Here is a 17,538-nt window from a genome sequence, read left to right as displayed (position 1 = left end):
GATGCGGCGTTACCTGCTTCCCTTCGCCATCTTTTTAGTACTACTCATTTTTTTAGGAATCGGTTTGCAACTGAAGCCGCGTGAGGTACCTTCACCATTTATTGGTAAAACCGCTCCGATGTTTAATCTACCCGTGCTTGGTAAAGAGCAAACGAGTTTTTCTCCCGATCAAATGAAAGGGCAAGTTTGGGTATTGAATGTCTGGGCTTCTTGGTGTGTAGCGTGTCGAGAAGAGCACCCCTTGTTGGTTGACTTTGCAAAAACCCAAAGTACACCTTTGATTGGACTTGATTACAAAGATAAGCCCGAGGCGGCGCAAGCGTGGCTCAAGCAATTCGGCAACCCTTATCAACTCTCGGTATCTGACATTAAAGGTCAAGTCGGAATTGATTATGGAGTTTATGGAGTTCCTGAAACCTTTGTGATTGATCGCTCTGGCGTGATTCGCCTCAAACACATCGGGCCGCTCACCAAAGATGCGCTTGAGAAAAAAATCATCCCTTTGATTGCTAGCCTCCAATCATGAAACGCTTCTCTATTATTTTGACTGGACTCTTATTTAGCTTTGCTATTTCCAGCATAGGTTTTACGCAAAGTAATGCGGCACCTTCAGTCTCTGAAAACCCAGCGCTTGAAAAGAAAGTTTTAGAGGTTTCCAATGAATTACGCTGTCTAGTCTGTCAAAATCAAACCATTGCGGACTCCAATGCTGATCTCGCAGTGGATCTCAAAAACCAAGTTCGCCAACAGCTCAGCGAGGGACGTTCAAAACAAGAGATATTGAAATACATGACCGAACGCTATGGGGACTTTGTGTTGTACAACCCACCCTTGAATGCTGCCACCTTGATGCTCTGGGTTGGTCCATTCTTACTGATGCTACTGGGCCTCATCTTATTGGTTCGGCAAATTAAACAACGCAAACAAGAACTGTCTAAAGAAACATTTTCAGCAGAAGAAATTGAGCGTGCCCGACAACTGCTAGACCGCAAACTAGGAAACCAGTAATGACTCTTTTCATCCTGATTGCTGTGTTGATGACCGTAGTTGCGGTGTTACTGATCATTATTCCGTTTCGCAAAAGTAAGCTCAATCCAGAAAAAATTAGCCTTGAGCAGGATGAAAATATTGCCATTCTTCAAAATCAATTACGTCAATTTGAGCGTGATCATCAAGAAGGCCGCATTAGCTACGAGCAGTTACAACAGGCGAAACTTGATATTGAAAAACGTCTACTCCAAGAAGAGCGGGCAATCGCTGCCGATCAACTTGTTTTAGATGGTGAGTTGCATCAACGTAAGAAAAAATGGTCGACCATTTTCATTGCCACCACATTGCCAATTGGGGCAATTGTTTTATATCTCTTGGTCGGGTCACCATTGGCCCTGTACTTGCCAGAGGCTAATCAAGGCCAACCGCAGCTGACGCAACAAGATATCGAGGGAATGGTCGAGCGTTTAGCGCAACGACTTGAAAAAGATCCTAACAACGCTGAAGGATGGCAAATGTTAGGCCGATCGTATGCGGCATTAAACCGGATGACCGAAGCCCGAGCAGCCTATAAAAAGGCCTTGGAACTCAATCCCAATAATGCGCAACTATTAGTGGACTATGCCGATCTCTTGGCGTTTGAGAACAAAAGCATTAAAGGTGAACCGATGCGCCTGGTGCAAAAAGCCCTGCAGATCGACCCCAATAATCTTAAAGCGCTTGCCCTGGGAGGCACCGCTTATTTTGAAATGGGTGACTACAAAAAGGCGGAGGAATATTGGGCAAAGGCAAAAGGCCTAGTCCCTGCTGACAGCGAGTTTGCGCGAGGCATGGATGAAAACATCGCCGCAGCTCGCACTGAGGCGAGCCAACAGAAAAAGAAGTAGAAACTAGCCTAAAACCAATACTGGCAATTTGGTGTGCACGATCACGGCATGGGTTTCACTGCCAAGCATAATCCCTTTGAGGCCAGTATTTTTATGGGATGCCATCACAATCACATCGCCTTTTGATTTCTTGGCGGCTTCGATAATTCCTTCATATAGATTGACATGAAAAACATGGCGGGTATCAATTACTAATCCTTTGCCCAATTTTTCAGCAGATTTAGCCAACACTTTTTTTGCAAAGGCCTCACAGGTCTTTTTGTGTTCGGTATCAGTAAAAGCCACTCCCATGGTGCTATCCGCATATGCAATCGGAGGCAATGGATCAGACACGTAAACTAAAGTCACTTTTGCGCCATCTGCTTTTGCTAACTCAGCTACTTTCTTGAGCGATTTCATATTCACATCACTACCATCAACGGGTACGATTAAATTACGAAACATAGATACCTCCTATGAAATAGTTGAAGGATTTATACTGACATCACTATGTTAAGTCCGATTAACGGTCTGTGCGACTGGTTCTGACCAAAATGCTCAAGTATTTCATCCCCTATTTTGCCTTCCTGTTTTGTCTCTTAGTGATTGATTTAATTTGGTTATTAGGAATTGCCAAAGGCCTGTATCGCAGTGAAATGGGTTCCCTCATGTCCCCCAATCCCAATCTGATGGCCGCTTTAGGCTTTTATCTGTTGTATGGTCTTGGCGCATTGATCTTTGTGATTCATCCCGCCCTCCAAAAGCAGATGTGGTTGGATGCATTGATTTATGGAGCGCTTTTTGGATTCTTTTGCTATATGACCTATAACCTCACCAATCTGGCCGTGATTCGTGATTTTCCAAGTAAGCTCGCTATCGTTGATATCGTTTGGGGTAGTTTCTTAACGGCAACATGTTCGGTGTTTGCGTATGGAATTACCCAGCGCTTAGGGGATTGGTTCAAAGGCTAAGCTGCGCAATGGCTTTCTTTCAACCAGCCATCCTTGATTCGTTTAGCGGGTATTCACGTCAACAGTTCTCACGGGATGTACTCGCTGGTATCACGGTAGGAGTGATTGCACTACCACTGGCGATGGCATTTGCGATTGCCAGTGGCTTAAAGCCTGAAGCTGGGATCTTTGCTGCCATTATTGGAGGATTGATTGTCGCCCTATTTGGCGGCACCAAAGTGCAAATTGCAGGACCAGCTGGTGCGTTTATTGTGATCGTCTATGCCATTGTTGATCGCTATGGGGTTGCCAATCTCTTACTAGCCACTACCCTTTCAGGCGTTTTTTTATTTCTGATGGGACTTTTTCGCTTAGGAACTCTAGTTCGCTTTATTCCAATTGCCGTGATTGTTGGCTTTACGAATGGCATTGCGGTTCTCATCATCCTCTCGCAAATTAAAGATTTCTTTGGTTTGCAAATTCCCCAATTGCCATCGCAATTTTTTAGTATGGTGCAAACACTCATTGATCGGGCTACCACCTGGAGTCCAGCGACGCTGGCTCTATCAGTATCAAGTCTGATCTTTCTGATTCTATGGCGACTGTTTAATAAGCGCATCGGTAAGCTGGGGATGATTCCGGGAACCATTTGGGTTCTAGTACTCGCAACTCTGGTGACCACCATCTTTTCGTTACCAGTGGAGACAATTGGCACTCGGTTTGGAGGGATCCCGTCTGGCCTTCCCAGCCCTCAATGGCAAGGAATTACTTGGGAGAGCGCTCAATTGGTGATTGCCCCAGCGATGACCCTAGCACTATTAGGCGCCATTGAATCCCTGCTCTGCGCTCGCATTGCCGATGGCTTAACCCATGAGCGCCATCGCCCTAATCAAGAGCTCATGGGCCAGGGGATTGCTAACTTTGTGATGCCCTTCTTTGGCGGTATGCCAGTCACGGGCACCATCGCCCGCACCGTCACCAATATTGATTCCGGCGCCAGAACGCCGATCTCGGCCATTGTTCACTCGATCACACTTCTCCTCATCATCGTATTAGCAGCGCCGCTAGCCAAAAATATACCCCTAGCATGCTTAGCCGCCATCCTGATTTTCATTGCTTGGAACATGGGGGATTGGAAAAAGTTCATCGATGTCCAACAATTTCGCCTACCCTATCGCATCACCATGATCAGTGTGTTTTTACTCACCGTCACAGTGGATTTAACAGTTGCTGTGCAGGTGGGATTAATCTTGGCGTTCATCACTTTTGTCTATCGAATTTCAAGTCTCTCTCGTATTGAGAATGCCCCCATCGCTGACTTTCCATTTCTTGACGGTCAAGAGGATAAGGTAGCGGCGTATCGCATTTATGGCGCCCTCTTTTTTGGAGCTATTCAGCTACTTGAGAAAATAGAGCAACGGCTGCCCCAATGTGCGGTGCTATTGGATTTTAAGAATGTAATTTATATGGATGCGACTGGGATGGATAGTTTGATGGAGTTCATGCACCATTGCCAAACCCAGGGTGTATCGATCTATATCTGTGGCTTAAATCATCAAACCCATGATATTGCGCTGCGCTCAGGCCTCTATGACAAGATGAGTTCGGAGTATTTCTGCCATGACCTCGCCAGTGGACTTCAAAAAGCCAGAAATACCTTTTTGATGTCTTAGCGGACCCAGCCCTTACGACGCTCATAGATCACAAATAAGACTCCCCAAACGACGATCGAAGCATAAGCCCAGATCCAAGAAACTCGATCGGACTGGGATCCAGTGAGATCAAGTACAAAGCCAAAGATGGCTGGGCCTAATAATCCACCCCCAAAACCCATAAGCGAGTGCAAGCCCATTGCTGCTCCCTTGAGCTTCTCATCAGCGCTCGTCACCAGCCCTGCGGTCAGCGTCGCAGAATCTGCCATGATAAAAATAGCGTGGCCAATCGCCAGTGCCAAAATAATCCAACTGGCATGCCCCATGGAGTAAGCGAGAGCAACCCCAAAAATAGCACTGGTGATCATTACGATACACACCCATTGTTGACGACCCACCCTCAGGGCGAGCTCATTACCCATAATCGAGGCCGGCACCCCAAAGAAATTAATCACTCCGGCTAGCGTCGTGGCTGCCAGAATAAATTGCTCACCTGAGAGTTGGGTGCTCAGGATAAAAAAAGCAACCAACCAACTACGAGACGCAAAGAGTTCAAGCGAATGAACGGTATATCCGAGGATATATCCTGAGGCATTGCGATTTTGCAAAACTTGTTGCCACTTCCGGATCGGAAAAATATTACGCCAATCAATCCTTATATTGTCTTGCCAGTGAGAATGACGTGTTGGCTGAATCAGCACCAATACGATCAGGAGCGAGCATGCTGGACCCAAAGCGACCCAACGGTAAACATGATGCCAGTCACCCAAATCGAGGATCCACCCTGAGATGACGTAGGAGAAGCCGGTGCCAACCCCAAAGAACGCCGTATAAAACGCAATATGGCGGGTGATTTCCCCTTGAATAGCTCGATCGGAAAGGATTTTGAGACCTGGCATATAGGTAGCTGCTAACCCAGCGCCGCTCACCATCATACAAGCGCAAGCGCTGATAAAGCCACTGGCGATAAAGCCCATTCCCAATTGACCCGCAATCGCTAACAAACTTCCAGTCATATAAATACGCCGTGCATCCATCTGATCGGTTAGCGCCGTGGCAAATGGTACTACTGCGATATATCCAACAAAGAATGCACTGGCAATTAGACCGGATTCAAAATTAGAGAGGCCCCACTCGCCTTGCAAAGTGGTTAGGGTCACAGCATATGCAGCAAAGCCTAATAGAGCACCGACTTGGGCTACCAACATCCATGGTGTATTCCCTTTCAGAATGCTCATGACGATTTAATTATTGATCTTGCCGGTTTGAAAGCTCTTGAAAACCGTTGTGCCGAAAGGTAATCACCAAGGTGTCTCGATAGCCATGGGCTCCGATGGGTTGAATTGGTGTGGTCTCATGAATCATCTTCGCATCATTCAAAACTAAGGCTGTCCAAGAATCCTGTAAGGTAAACCGCAAACCAATCGAGCCTTGTGCTTCAAAAATACGGGTCTCCCCGCCTTTGACACCCACTCGATCCACCAAAATCACCACAACGTAGTCGACACCGTCGCGATGTGCTCCCTCAGGCGTGGGGCGACCGATACCATCACTGGTATCGATCCGAAAAGGATGGGCCTCGACAAACCATTTTGGAGATACCGGAAATAATTGCGAGATCCCCAGCATTAATTGTTGCCAAGTAGAGTTGTTCTGCAATTCGGGCTCTAGAGGCTCAAACCAACGCTCGATCCCGCCATGCAGAGCGTTGTAATCAGGCGATTGCCAATGGGCACGATGGGGTGCTAATTCAAGAGTTCCTTGATGAATCCAATAGCTAGCATGACGCCGAAACCGATAGCGCCCCCCGTCTTTTAAGTACGGATCGCGCGGCAGATCATTCCAATGGGTCTTCAATGCCCCCAGATCCTTGAGGGGGACCCTCACTAATTGGCTCAGGCTATCGGGGGATATCACCGCATAGCCCCGCTCTTGCAAGGAATGCTGCAGTTGATCAAATGGGGTAAATGGGGGAAGCAGCATCAAATTATTCTTAATACACTTGATTGATTTAATTCAAAAATAACTATTTATTACCATTTTTTTGAAACTCTATTATTAGAAAAAAAAATAGTTTTAATGAGCATCAGTTTATTATTCAACTTTCAACTATTATGCCCTGATTAAATTCATGCCAACGAACTCAAACCCCCTGCGTGTTGCTCTGGTTACCGGTGCTGGAACTGGTATTGGTAAGGCTGCTGCCAAAGCCCTGCTATCGGATGGATTCTCGGTCGTGCTTACTGGGCGTAATCTAGAACGTTTGCAAAAAGCAATTAACGATATTGGTGGAAACGAAAGCAATTGTTTAGCAGTCGCCTGTGATGTAGGCAAACCCGAAGATGTAAAAGCGTTGTTTGGGAAGCTAAAAGATCAATTCGGCCGCATTGATGTCCTTTTCAATAACGCAGGAATGGGTGCGCCTGCTATTCCTATGGATGAACTCAGTTATGAGCAGTGGATGAATGTCGTCAATAGCAATCTATGTGGTGCCTTCTTGTGCGCCCAAGAGGCTATGCGGATGATGAAAGCCCAGTCACCTCAGGGCGGTCGCATCATTAATAACGGTTCGATCTCAGCCCATGCTCCACGACCCAATACTGCCCCTTATACCGCGACCAAACATGCGATTACTGGCCTGACCAAATCCATCGCCCTCGATGGCAGGCCATTTAATATTAACTGCGGTCAAATTGATATTGGCAATGCCGCTACTGAAATGACCGAGCGTATGGCGAATGGCATTATGCAGGCCGACGGCTCGATCAAAGTCGAGCCGCGGATGGATGTTGATCATGTTGGGCAGGCTGTTTTACAGATGGCTAAACTGCCGCCCGAAAGCAATATCTTGTTCATGACCATCATGGCCAGCAAGATGCCATTTGTGGGTCGCGGTTAGTCGTCTAGCGATAGCCTGCTTGATCCAAGATACGCTGCGCCGCTACTTGATTACGGCCAATGGCAGCGATCGACACTTTTTCGACTTGATAAGGTCCGAGCGCTTTTAAAGCAGGATTATCGACTTTTACGCCCGCCACCACCGGCCATTCGTTATTACCATCGGCCAGATAGACCTGCGCCGCATCGCTGGCTAGATACTCTAAAAACTTAACGGCTGCTTGGGGATTGGGAGCGTTCTTGGCTACCCCTCCCCCAGAAATATTGATGTGCACACCACCGGCATTTTGATTGGGCCAAATATGACCCACTTTAGCAACCACCGCGATATCCTCAGGCTTGGTCGAGCGCATTAGACGTGCCAAATAGTATGAGTTGGTTAAAGCAACGGCACACTCACCTGATGCGACAGCACGGATTTGATCGGTATCGCCACCTTTGGGTGCACGCGCCATGTTGGCAACCATACCTTTAGCCCACTTCTCAGTAGCCGCAGTGCCATCACGCTCAATCAGAGCGCCCACCAATGACAACATATAGGGGTGTGAGCCCGAACGAGTGCATACCTTCCCTTTATTGATGGAATCAGCCAATTTCTCATAGGTATTCACATCATCGGGTTTCATGCGCTCTTTGTTGTACACAATAATACGTGCCCGCGTTGAAAATCCAAACCAGGTGGTTCCATCCGGATCAGCCTTAGCACGCAGGTTGGCTGGTATGCGCTGATCCAATACCTTAGACTGAATCGGCTTAAACATGCCATTGACCTGAGCACGCCACAATCGTGCTGCATCAACAAGCAAGATCACATCGGCTGGGCTTTTGGCACCTTCGCTATTCAAGCGCTCAATCAAAGCATTGTCGTCTGCCTCAATCCGGTTAATCTTGATACCAGTACTTTTTGTGAAGTTGGCATAGAGCGATTCATCGGTTTGATAATGACGCGCGGAGTACAAATTAAGAACTGTATTAGGCTCAGCCGCATGGCTAAGTGGGGCACTAATTGCAAAACCCAAACCAAGTATGAAAGATACCTTCTTGATTGAAGATGTGAAGCCTGAGCGAATTCCTTGCATGTCAAACCATTCCTATCAGCAATTACAAAGATTACATTGTAATACGAATGAGAATGATTATCAATAATATTGGTACTTATGTGGTTTTTAACGTTTCTGAGCAATGGCCCTCGATAGCAAGATCACCGGCAAAAGACCAACTAAAACAATGCTTAAGGCAGGTAAGGCTAATTCGGCCAGACGCTCATCGGCTGCTAATTGATAGGTAGCGACCGCCAAGGTGTCTAAGTTAAATGGTCGCAATAGCAAGGTGGCTGGTAGCTCTTTCATGACATCCACAAACACAAATAACAGAGCAGTTAAGACACTGCGTCTTAGTAATGGCAGATGAATCCGCCAAATCATCTCCATCGGCCTGGCGCCCAAGAGCGCAGCGGTCCCATCCATCGCTGGGGTAATACGGGTCAGGCCAGTCTCAATACTTTGCAAGCCTGCCGATAAAAAGCGAATGAGATAGGCGTAAACTAGTATCCCAACGCTTATCGACATCAACCAAGCAATATCCAATAAACCCAATAGAGACAAAATACCGACTCCCAAAACTGCACCCGGCAAGGCATAGCCAACCGTAAGCAAGCGATTAACCCCTTGCAACGTTTTACTTTGAGTGAGGCGTGCCGCATACGCCAAAAAGAGTGCGCAGAATACAGCCAATATCGCAGTAAACGCGGATAAGCTTAAGGAATTTTTTAACCACCCCCAATAGCGCGGATCAGCCTCTAGCCCCTGCTCGCTTAGAAGATCAAATAAAACGGCCATTGGCAAAACAAATGCAAAAAATAGGGTTAAGGCGCAGAATAAAAATGCGTAGAGCGCATGCGAACCGACTAAGCGTTTTGGGATCGCAGGTCGGGTATTGGTGTTAGCGAGGGCATAGCGTTGCCTAGCTCGATTGTGACGCTCCCAATAAAACACAATTAAGACAAAACTTAAGAGCATGAGGGATAAATGAACTGCAGCACTACGATCCCCAAACGATAACCAAGCCTTAAAAATGCCGGTCGCAAAGGTTTGCAAGCCAAAGTACGATACCGCGCCAAAGTCGGCTAGCACTTCCATGAGCGCCAGAGCAACACCAGTAAAAATTGCGGGTCTAGCCATGGGTAATACCAGCTTCATGAATGCTTCCACACTGGTATATCCCAAGGTCTCGGCAACCTCCATAAATCGTGCACTGCGATCTAAAAAAGAAGTACGAGCCACTAAATAAACATAGGGATACAAACACATGGAGAAGGTCCACATCGCCCCACCCAAAGAGCGCGGATCGGGCAATGCCCAGGTAAGGCCCAAATCCTCACGCAACATGGTTTGCACGGGACCAGCATACTGTAAGAAATCCACAAATAAATAGGCCATCACATAGGCAGGAACTGCAAGGGGCAGGATCAAGGCCCATTCAAAGATTGCCTTTCCTGGAAATTGATAGTTCGCTACTAGCCACGCATTACCAACGCCCAATACAAAGACGCCGATACCAACGCCTAAACACAACAGGATCGTCGTGACAATGTAATCGGTCAGCACGTAGTTCCAGAGATGAGTTAGCGTACTCTCGGCGACTATCCCATCGGATACGATGGGGGTAGGCTGCCCCAATAGAGCTGCCAAGATCAACCCCAGAATCGGAAGACTGAGAGCGAGGGCTAAGAGAATGGAGCTAGTACGCATTGACTGCGGTGGCGGGTGGAATAAATGGATAGATTGTGGTGTTTTTATGAATTTTTATGATTCAATGCGAAAATTATAGGGATGAATTCCAATCCAGCACTAATTTCCCTCGAAAACATCGCCATTGAGTTTCCCAGGCAGGAAGGCTCAGGCGTGATTCGGATTGTGAATGGCCTCAGTTTCCAGCTCCCCAAAGGGGATATTGCGTGTCTCTTGGGCCACTCCGGCTGTGGTAAATCCACGGTATTGCGAGCGATTTGCGGCTTCGAACCCGTGCAAGCGGGAGAAATCAAGATTCATGGCAAAACGGTGAGCTCACCCGGTATTCGCGTTCCACCAGCAGAGCGCAAAGTTGGTATGGTCTTTCAAGACTTTGCCCTCTTCCCACACCTAAGTGTTCTTGAGAATGTCATGTTTGGGCTGCGCACAGGTACAGCTGCAGAGCGTGAGCGTGTTGGGATGCAGTGGTTAGAACGCGTTGCGCTAAATGACAAAGCCCATGCCTACCCTCATGAACTCTCTGGGGGGCAACAACAACGCGTGGCGCTCGCACGTGCCATGGCTCCTGAACCTGATCTCATCTTGCTCGATGAGCCCTTCTCCAACCTCGATGTTGATTTGCGCGAGCGTCTGGCCAGTGAGATGCGCGACATTTTGAAAGCCAATGCCGTCACTGCCCTACTCGTGACACACGATCAATTTGAAGCCTTTGCGATTGCGGATCACATCGGAGTGATGAATGAGGGCAAAATTATTCAGTGGGACACCCCCTACGATCTTTATCACAAGCCCAATACACGCTATGTGGCTGAGTTCATTGGTCGCGGTGTCTTTATCAAAGGCAAAACCCAAGATGGGGGCGCCGTTGAAATTGAACTGGGACAGTTGCAATTAGAGCCTGGCGAGGAACTGAGTCCTGGAAAACAAATTGATGTTCTCTTACGCGCCGATGATATTCAGCACGATGATGAAAGCCCCATGCAAGCCGAGGTGGTACGCAAAGCGTTTCGGGGGGCTGATTTTTTATATACCCTCAAACTTAGTTCAGGCCAAGAGGTATTTGCATTTGTCCCCAGCCACCATAACCATTCAATTGGTGAAAAGATTGGGATCCGCTTGGGTGCTGATCACGTGGTGACCTTTAAAAACTAAGCAACTACTCGGATGGGGTTGGATTTTGATTGGGCTTGTTGCCAATTGATAGCAGGATCGCAATCCCAATTAGCACAACCACAATACCAGCGAGCTGTAATGTACTCACCGGCTCACTCAGGAAATACCAACCCAAGAATGCCGTTCCCACTGGGCCAATGGTGCCTGCCTGAGCGGTCAAACTTGAACCAATCCGGTTAACTGCCATCATAATAAAGAGCATGGGCATGAAGGTACAAAACAAGGCATTGACGAGAGCAAAGTAATACACCTCGGGCTGTTGTACAAAGAGTTGGTCTACCCCTAGGACGAGAGACTGAATACAGGTTGCAACAGTGGCAGATGCACTCGCAAGCGCTACTAATCGGATGCTGCCCACGCGTCCAACTAACTCGCCAGCAAAAATTAAGTAGATGGAATAAACCGCGGCTGCTAGAAATACCAAAATACTTCCCAAGACGACTGCGCCATGATTATTGAGCTCGATATCATGCATAAATACCATCATGATTCCTAAATAAGCAACCACCATCGCCCAATACTGCCTGCGATCAATCTCTTTTTTTAGAAAGAATTTTGAGAGTACCAACACTATTGCGGGCGTTAAATACAAAATTACGCGCTCTAATCCCGCAGAGATGTAATGCAATCCCAGAAAATCCAGATAGCTTGATAAAAAGTATCCCAATAAGCCAATCGCGCAAACTTTGATTACATCTTTCCTAATGAGGGGCTGTGGTAATGTGGCTCTCTGGTTCCACCAAACAGCTAACCAAAAGATGGGGAGTGAAAACACCATGCGGAGTGTCAGAACAACATCCGCAGTCGCACCATATTGGTAAGAAAATTTCACCACAATCGCTTTGGCGGCAAATAGTATGGCACCTAAACTCGCCAGAATGATTGAAAGATAAAAACCGGACTGCACTAGCGTTTTCTTAGAATGAGCAACTATTCTTCCCATGGAAATCGTTGGCGCGATAACTCTTCCATGATCTCTCGCTTACTCATGGTGGGTTTGGGCTCAGATTTGATCTCAGCCTTGAGTTGGCTTGAGAATTGATCTTCTTCCTTTTCTTGATCAACTGAATTTGTATTGTTTGGTTCAGATGGATTCATGATGCTGAGATTGTAAGGCTATACCCATAAGATACTGCTGACCTAAAAATAAACCCCCATCGAGACCGATGAGGGTTTTGCTTTCTGGTGGGCCCACCAGGACTTGAACCTGGGACCAAAGGATTATGAGAACAGATAACCAAATAAAACCATTATGATTTCAATGACTTACAGCGCTTAATTATTGGTGTGTGAGCATTCGTGTAGTGTTTAAGTGTTACTTAAAGTAACGCAAAACTTAAGCATTTTTAATCAAAAAATGTGGTCTTACACAATCTTGCAGTCAAGCCACTGATTTATATCTAAGATTTATTCATGAAGCACCTAATAAAAAAGGCCACCATTGGTGGCCAAAATTGGAGACATGCAACCTTCTAACTAAATGTGTTTTCGCCTTTCGACCAATCCCAAAAACTTCTCATATTCCTTTTCATCAACTGTATAACTGTGATCATCATCAGGAAACTTACCGGCTTTAACCTCGCTTATATACTCTTTGATTCCCTTAACAGCAACCTCTGTTAAGTTAGCATATCGTTTTGTAAATTTAGGCTTAAAGTCAGAAAATACACCTAAAAGATCATGACAAAGAAGAATTTGACCATCAGTTCCCACGCCTGCACCAATTCCAATAGTCGGAATTTCCAACTGCTTTGATATAACAGTTGCAATCTTCGCAGGGACAGCCTCAAATTCCAACATGAAGCATCCGGCATCCTGAATGGCAAATGCATCTTCAAGAATTTTCATAGCCGATTCAGCAGTCTTTCCTTGAATTCGAAATCCTCCAAATACTGCAACTGTATGGGGAGTCATACCAATGTGGGATGCCGTTGGAATTCCAGCGTCAACCAAAGCTTTCAAAATATGGGCTTGAGATTTCCCACCCTGCGGCTTCACCGCATCGCATGCAGCATCTTGCATGAACCGCGTAGCGTTTTGTAGTGCACGATCAACTGTGTTGTAGCTTTGATATGGCATGCATCCTAAAACAAATGTATTAGGTGCCCCCCTACGTATAGATGCTGCGTGCATCACCATCATGTCCATTGTTGCAGGTATTGTATTGGGATGACCATGCGCAATCATTGCAAGACTGTCACCAACGACGGCAACATCTACTCCAGCTGTTTCAGCCCACTTCGCTGAGGTGTAATCAGGAACTGACATGTAGACCATTTTTTCGCCGGTCTTTTTTGACTCACGAATCTCTTGTAAATTTCGCTTCTTTTTTTCAATCGCTCCAGATCCAACAGGTATGTTCAAAATATTCTCCTTTAATTTGATTACATCATTGCTTTTTCTACGTCTTCTTTTTGCTGCAACGAAAAAATCGATGAATACCCACCTGACCAATCAGGCGGAATGAGGCATGGCAATGGATCGTGATGAGCGAACTGAGCCCTCTTGCCTGTCAGAATTACCTGATCATGTTTTGGTTTTAATGGATTTACAGTATATGGAAATGCATCCGCAGAAGTTAATGTATAAAGTAACAATGGTCTGCCTAAATTTGATTGATTTGCAGGTGACCCATGGATAGTCCGGCAATTATGTAAGGTTAATGAGCCGGCAGGTCCAGTCAAGTACACGGCTTTTTCAATGTGAATCTTTTTAACATCCTCATCAGATAAACAACCAACCCATTTCCCCGATTCATCATATTGACTCATCATAGGCTCAAGCAAATGACTTTTGGGGATCACTCCCAAGGGCCCCTGATCCATTCCACAATCGTATAAATAGGTACCAATTGTTAATGGTGAGTAGTTGGTATGAGGCCAGAATGAAATATCGTAGTGCCATTTCACCTCCTCGCCACCCTTTTGCCACTTAAAGTTAAGCTTGGAATGGTGGAATTTCACATCGGGTCCAACTAAGTCAGCAACAGCATCAAGCATTGGTGACTTACTAACGTATTCCCAAAAGACTGGATGATGCTCAGTGGGATTGGAGACTCGCCTTAAACGTGGCTCAGACGATGTATGGTCAGGCTCAAGATCGAAGATTGTGTCCGACTTGGAAACTTTTTTACTTTGCTCAACAAGTTCGTTCGTAGCATCGCGTAATTTAACTAACCAGTCATCACTAATAAACTTTTCTAAAAGGATGTACCCATTTATAAAATATTCCTCGCGTTGTTTTTGACTCAAAACACGGGCTGGAATCTTCAAAATTTGTTCCGGGCTCATCATACCTCCTTATCGAAAATTCAACATAATGCTGGGTAAATAAGTCACTAGAGACGGGAAAATAATTACAACAACTAAGGTTAATATTTGAAGCCCAATAAATGGGACAACTCCCTTATACATGTGCTTGATATTAATTTCCTCTGGTGCAACAGCTCGCAAATAAAAAATTGCTGGTGCCATGGGAGGGGTTAGATATGAGGTTTGAATCATGATGAGGAACAAGACACAAAACCATACTGGATCAAAACCTGCAGCAGTTACAAGCGGAGTAAAAAGTGGTACAAAAATTAATACGATAGAGATCCAGTCCAAGAAAAATCCAGCAATAAAAATGATTAACATCATTAATCCCAGAAGAATCCAAGGACTTAATTGCATTTGATTGATAATAGTACTTGCAGTATTAATTCCGCCGCCACCAATAAAAACTCCAGTAAATAACGAGCCAGCTAGGAGAACTGCCATAATCATTGCGGTAATTAGGACAGTTTTTATAAGTGCTTCATATAAACCCTTCCAACTAAAATTACGGTACAAAACTGTTAAAAGAACAGATGCAATCGCCCCTATGGCAGCTGCCTCTGTTGGAGAGGCCAACCCCAAAAGAATTGAACCTAAAACTGCTACGATCATCAATAAAGGTGGTAATAAATTTTTTGTTGATATCCAAACTTTTTCTGAGAACGTAGGATCATCGGGCTCTGGCGGAATTCTTGGCCCATTTTCCGGCTGGATATAGCAAAGAGTAAATATATAGATGAGATAAAGGGAGGCCATAATTAGGCCAGGAAACAACATTCCATACAATAAATCACCCACGGAAACGTTTGCTAACGGGCCCATCACAACCGCCACAACCGATGGCGGAATAATCGTCCCAAGCGATCCACCAGCGCAAATTGATCCTGAAATAAGGCTTTTGTCGTATTTGTAACGTAACATGATTGGTATGGTTAATAAACCAACCACTGATTCAGTAGCGCCAATCACACCACTGGATGCTGCAAAAATAATGCACATGGTGATCGTGGCAATCGCTAAACCGCCAGGCAACCGTCTTGTCCAAATATGAATAGCCTCAAATAATTTATCGGCGATTCCTGATTTTTCAAGAATGGCACCCATGAAAACAAATAAAGGAATTGCTGCAAATACAAAATTAGATGAAATATCTTCAATTTTTTCAATAAATTGAAATATCACACGATCATTAAAAATTAGAAGTCCAAATAAAACTGCTGTAATCATCATTGAAAAAGCAACTTGAACACCCAAAAACATCAGTACAAATGCGACTGGCAACATCAAGAATGGCAAAATCTCAGTCATCATCTATGCCTTGTATTTTTTTAATGATTTAATAATTTCAGCTAGCACTTGCAAAGCTAGTAAAGCAAATGCAATCAAGAAAATAAGTCGAAATGGCCATACGGGCATATTCATTGCCGACTGACCGCTACGCTCATTCCGTAAAAATCCAGAAATTAAATGGGCGGCCAAGCCGTATGTCAGCCAAAGCATCAGCGGAAGAACTACAGAATAAGCAAATAAATCGATCAAAGCCCTGGTCTTTGCAGTCATTGACTGGCTAAAGATATCAATCCGAATAAATTGACCTTTTTGCAGAGTGTATGCCATACCCAAAAGAAAATGCGTTCCAGTCAGTACATAACCAACCTCATAAGCCCAGACTGTCGGCGCCTCAAAAATATAACGAGCAAATACTTCATAAGTTGTTGCCAAAACTAGCGGGACTAATGCAAATGAGGCAAGTATGCCTACATTACCAGTGACTCGTTCTATATTCTTGACCAGTGAATTCATTGAGATTTCTATATCAATATTTTGATTTAAGTGGGCTTAGGAAAACCTAAGCCCATATTCAAACTATTTGCTACTAACTGCTTTTGTTTTTACTGATCTCCAGCCAGAGGCGCCCTCCCATAACTTATCAAGCGCCTGTTGGCTATCAAATACTGGTGCAAAGAATGGGTACTTATTCTCTTTAGCAGTTTTAGTGGCCCAGTCAAGTCCAATTTTCCGGGCCGCATATTGAACCTCAGGGGACAACTCGATAACTGTGTTACCAGATTTACGATAGAAATCAAGCGCCTTAGCATCCTCCTGACCAACCTTGAGCCAACTTTCCAAGGTAACTAATTTAGCAACCATATCAACTAGTTTCTTATCTGCCTCTGAGAGTTTTGCCCATGCAGCCTTATTAATAACAAGCTCAAACGGCGCTGTTGGCTGATGAACTCCTGGGTAAATGATGTATTTCGCAACCTTGTGAAAGCCCATTGGGATATTTTCATAGAGAGTGCCCCATTCAGTGGCATCAATAGCACCCCGCTCTAGCATCGGATACACGTCGCCACCAGCTGTTGTAACGGGGGCTGCACCTAAATCTTTTGCCATTTCAAGCCAGGCTCCGGCAGTTCGCAGCTTCAGGCCCTTAAGGTCATTTAAGGTTCTTACTGGCTTTCTCGAATGTAAAAATGCTTCGGCTGTTCGAATAAATAATGGCATTGAAATTACATCATCAGTCTGCTCACGAAATTTTCTTTGCATCTCAGTTCCGCCGGCAACATATAGCCAATGCAACATGCGTTCTGAATCAAATGAACCCGCATACCCGCCAAACAAAACAGTGGTTGGATCTTTCCCCCAGTCATAACCCATCCAGGTATGACCGAGTTCGGCCACACCATTTTTAACAGTCTCGGGCACTTTTAAAGCATTACCCAAGGCTCCGCCAGGAAAAGTTTGAATTTTGAATCGTCCGCCACTAAACTGCTCCATCTTTTCAGCAAATGCTTTTGCCCCAAGGTCCATTAGAGGACCTCCGCTCCAGCCAGTTGCCATTTTCCAGTTATAGGTGGCTCCCTGCGCTTGAACGGTTAATGGAAAAGACATTGCAGCCGCAACCGCACCACCAGTTTTTAAAAATTCACGTTTTTTCATCT

At 45.5% G+C, this 17,538-nt stretch carries 19 protein-coding genes; 7 read left to right on the top strand and 12 right to left on the bottom strand.

All coding sequences use genetic code 11. The annotated features are described in order from the left end of the window. Position 1: 1 nt before the first annotated feature. Genes QUE61_RS02150 through ccmI form a run of 3 tightly spaced genes read left to right on the top strand, consistent with a single transcriptional unit; the run spans position 2 to position 1,877 of the window. Positions 2–526: a DsbE family thiol:disulfide interchange protein gene (locus QUE61_RS02150; protein WP_286307309.1), complete on the top strand. Its 525-nt coding sequence runs from the start codon at positions 2–4 to the stop codon at positions 524–526. Then, positions 523–1,008 (top strand): cytochrome c-type biogenesis protein, encoded by a 486-nt coding sequence (locus tag QUE61_RS02145; RefSeq protein ID WP_286307308.1) that lies wholly within the window; start codon positions 523–525, stop codon positions 1,006–1,008. The genes QUE61_RS02150 and QUE61_RS02145 overlap by 4 nt, the downstream gene beginning before the upstream one ends. Then, entirely contained in the window at positions 1,008–1,877 is an 870-nt protein-coding gene (ccmI, locus tag QUE61_RS02140; RefSeq protein WP_286307307.1) for a c-type cytochrome biogenesis protein CcmI, read from the top strand. Before QUE61_RS02145 ends, ccmI begins: the two co-directional genes overlap by 1 nt. A 3-nt stretch (positions 1,878–1,880) precedes the next feature. Here the strand turns inward: ccmI and QUE61_RS02135 are convergent, their stop codons facing one another. Continuing rightward, positions 1,881–2,321 carry a universal stress protein gene (locus QUE61_RS02135; protein WP_286307306.1) on the bottom strand — a complete coding sequence of 147 codons (441 nt, stop codon included), beginning with the start codon at positions 2,319–2,321 and terminating at the stop codon, positions 1,881–1,883. A 68-nt stretch (positions 2,322–2,389) separates the two neighbouring features. Between QUE61_RS02135 and QUE61_RS02130 the strand changes: the two genes are divergently transcribed. Together QUE61_RS02130 and QUE61_RS02125 are read left to right on the top strand one after the other, a co-directional pair. After that, the gene (locus QUE61_RS02130) at positions 2,390–2,827 is read left to right on the top strand and encodes a DUF2177 family protein (protein ID WP_286307305.1); all 438 of its coding nucleotides are present in this window, start codon (positions 2,390–2,392) and stop codon (positions 2,825–2,827) included. 8 nt (positions 2,828–2,835) lie between these two features. Continuing rightward, the gene (locus QUE61_RS02125; RefSeq protein WP_286307304.1) at positions 2,836–4,479 is read left to right on the top strand and encodes a SulP family inorganic anion transporter; all 1,644 of its coding nucleotides are present in this window, start codon (positions 2,836–2,838) and stop codon (positions 4,477–4,479) included. Here QUE61_RS02125 and QUE61_RS02120 read toward each other — a convergent pair. Together QUE61_RS02120 and QUE61_RS02115 are read right to left on the bottom strand one after the other, a co-directional pair. Continuing rightward, a complete protein-coding gene (locus tag QUE61_RS02120; RefSeq protein WP_286307303.1) occupies positions 4,476–5,696 on the bottom strand; it encodes an MFS transporter in 1,221 nt (406 codons plus the stop codon). The two genes, QUE61_RS02125 and QUE61_RS02120, sit on opposite strands and share 4 nt — an antisense overlap. A 10-nt stretch (positions 5,697–5,706) precedes the next feature. Continuing rightward, positions 5,707–6,441 (bottom strand): 2OG-Fe dioxygenase family protein, encoded by a 735-nt coding sequence (locus tag QUE61_RS02115; RefSeq protein ID WP_286307302.1) that lies wholly within the window; start codon positions 6,439–6,441, stop codon positions 5,707–5,709. A gap of 148 nt (positions 6,442–6,589) precedes the next feature. Here QUE61_RS02115 and QUE61_RS02110 point away from each other — a divergent pair, with 148 nt between their 5' ends. Beyond that, positions 6,590–7,357: an SDR family oxidoreductase gene (locus tag QUE61_RS02110; protein WP_286307301.1), complete on the top strand. Its 768-nt coding sequence runs from the start codon at positions 6,590–6,592 to the stop codon at positions 7,355–7,357. A 4-nt stretch (positions 7,358–7,361) separates the two neighbouring features. On the opposite strand, the gene QUE61_RS02105 is transcribed toward QUE61_RS02110, so the two are convergent. After that, positions 7,362–8,435 carry an extracellular solute-binding protein gene (locus QUE61_RS02105; RefSeq protein ID WP_286307300.1) on the bottom strand — a complete coding sequence of 358 codons (1,074 nt, stop codon included), beginning with the start codon at positions 8,433–8,435 and terminating at the stop codon, positions 7,362–7,364. An 87-nt stretch (positions 8,436–8,522) separates the two neighbouring features. Beyond that, a complete protein-coding gene (locus QUE61_RS02100) occupies positions 8,523–10,106 on the bottom strand; it encodes an ABC transporter permease (RefSeq protein ID WP_286307299.1) in 1,584 nt (527 codons plus the stop codon). Between the two features lie 81 nt (positions 10,107–10,187). Between QUE61_RS02100 and QUE61_RS02095 the strand changes: the two genes are divergently transcribed. Further along, positions 10,188–11,258, top strand: coding sequence for an ABC transporter ATP-binding protein (locus QUE61_RS02095; RefSeq protein WP_286307298.1), 1,071 nt, complete (start codon positions 10,188–10,190; stop codon positions 11,256–11,258). A 4-nt stretch (positions 11,259–11,262) separates the two neighbouring features. Here QUE61_RS02095 and QUE61_RS02090 read toward each other — a convergent pair whose 3' ends face one another. The 7 genes from QUE61_RS02090 to dctP form a co-directional block, all read right to left on the bottom strand. Next, complete coding sequence (locus tag QUE61_RS02090; protein ID WP_286307297.1) at positions 11,263–12,186, bottom strand: DMT family transporter; 924 nt, start codon at positions 12,184–12,186, stop codon at positions 11,263–11,265. A gap of 23 nt (positions 12,187–12,209) precedes the next feature. Further along, positions 12,210–12,377 (bottom strand): hypothetical protein, encoded by a 168-nt coding sequence (locus tag QUE61_RS02085; RefSeq protein ID WP_286307296.1) that lies wholly within the window; start codon positions 12,375–12,377, stop codon positions 12,210–12,212. A 378-nt stretch (positions 12,378–12,755) separates the two neighbouring features. Then, positions 12,756–13,643: a 3-methyl-2-oxobutanoate hydroxymethyltransferase gene (gene panB, locus QUE61_RS02080; RefSeq protein WP_286307295.1), complete on the bottom strand. Its 888-nt coding sequence runs from the start codon at positions 13,641–13,643 to the stop codon at positions 12,756–12,758. 20 nt (positions 13,644–13,663) lie between these two features. Next, positions 13,664–14,569: a phytanoyl-CoA dioxygenase family protein gene (locus QUE61_RS02075; RefSeq protein ID WP_286307294.1), complete on the bottom strand. Its 906-nt coding sequence runs from the start codon at positions 14,567–14,569 to the stop codon at positions 13,664–13,666. A gap of 9 nt (positions 14,570–14,578) precedes the next feature. Further along, positions 14,579–15,904, bottom strand: coding sequence for a TRAP transporter large permease (locus QUE61_RS02070; RefSeq protein WP_286307293.1), 1,326 nt, complete (start codon positions 15,902–15,904; stop codon positions 14,579–14,581). Beyond that, positions 15,905–16,396, bottom strand: coding sequence for a TRAP transporter small permease subunit (locus QUE61_RS02065; RefSeq protein WP_286307292.1), 492 nt, complete (start codon positions 16,394–16,396; stop codon positions 15,905–15,907). Positions 16,397–16,459: 63 nt separating this feature from the next. Further along, complete coding sequence (dctP, locus tag QUE61_RS02060) at positions 16,460–17,536, bottom strand: TRAP transporter substrate-binding protein DctP (RefSeq protein ID WP_286307291.1); 1,077 nt, start codon at positions 17,534–17,536, stop codon at positions 16,460–16,462. Between the last annotated feature and the right edge of the window lie 2 nt (positions 17,537–17,538).

The sequence above is a fragment of the Polynucleobacter sp. HIN5 genome (assembly GCF_030297555.1).
Taxonomy (GTDB): domain Bacteria; phylum Pseudomonadota; class Gammaproteobacteria; order Burkholderiales; family Burkholderiaceae; genus Polynucleobacter.
Note: the sequence above shows the minus strand (reverse complement) of the source record. Positions and strands in the feature narration are given on the sequence as shown.

Bases quoted from the DNA above. Each gene is read 5' to 3' on its own strand.
- QUE61_RS02150 (WP_286307309.1), top strand. From the start codon at position 2: ATGCGGCGTTACCTGCTTCCCTTCGCCATCTTTTTAGTACTACTCATT.
- QUE61_RS02095 (WP_286307298.1), top strand. From the start codon at position 10,188: ATGAATTCCAATCCAGCACTAATTTCCCTCGAAAACATCGCCATTGAG.
- ccmI (WP_286307307.1), top strand. From the start codon at position 1,008: ATGACTCTTTTCATCCTGATTGCTGTGTTGATGACCGTAGTTGCGGTG.
- QUE61_RS02115 (WP_286307302.1), bottom strand. From the start codon at position 6,441: ATGCTGCTTCCCCCATTTACCCCATTTGATCAACTGCAGCATTCCTTG.
- QUE61_RS02085 (WP_286307296.1), bottom strand. From the start codon at position 12,377: ATGAATCCATCTGAACCAAACAATACAAATTCAGTTGATCAAGAAAAG.
- QUE61_RS02125 (WP_286307304.1), top strand. From the start codon at position 2,836: ATGGCTTTCTTTCAACCAGCCATCCTTGATTCGTTTAGCGGGTATTCA.
- QUE61_RS02120 (WP_286307303.1), bottom strand. From the start codon at position 5,696: ATGAGCATTCTGAAAGGGAATACACCATGGATGTTGGTAGCCCAAGTC.
- QUE61_RS02100 (WP_286307299.1), bottom strand. From the start codon at position 10,106: ATGCGTACTAGCTCCATTCTCTTAGCCCTCGCTCTCAGTCTTCCGATT.
- dctP (WP_286307291.1), bottom strand. From the start codon at position 17,536: ATGAAAAAACGTGAATTTTTAAAAACTGGTGGTGCGGTTGCGGCTGCA.
- QUE61_RS02145 (WP_286307308.1), top strand. From the start codon at position 523: ATGAAACGCTTCTCTATTATTTTGACTGGACTCTTATTTAGCTTTGCT.
- QUE61_RS02070 (WP_286307293.1), bottom strand. From the start codon at position 15,904: ATGATGACTGAGATTTTGCCATTCTTGATGTTGCCAGTCGCATTTGTA.
- QUE61_RS02075 (WP_286307294.1), bottom strand. From the start codon at position 14,569: ATGAGCCCGGAACAAATTTTGAAGATTCCAGCCCGTGTTTTGAGTCAA.
- QUE61_RS02105 (WP_286307300.1), bottom strand. From the start codon at position 8,435: ATGCAAGGAATTCGCTCAGGCTTCACATCTTCAATCAAGAAGGTATCT.
- QUE61_RS02110 (WP_286307301.1), top strand. From the start codon at position 6,590: ATGCCAACGAACTCAAACCCCCTGCGTGTTGCTCTGGTTACCGGTGCT.
- QUE61_RS02065 (WP_286307292.1), bottom strand. From the start codon at position 16,396: ATGAATTCACTGGTCAAGAATATAGAACGAGTCACTGGTAATGTAGGC.
- QUE61_RS02135 (WP_286307306.1), bottom strand. From the start codon at position 2,321: ATGTTTCGTAATTTAATCGTACCCGTTGATGGTAGTGATGTGAATATG.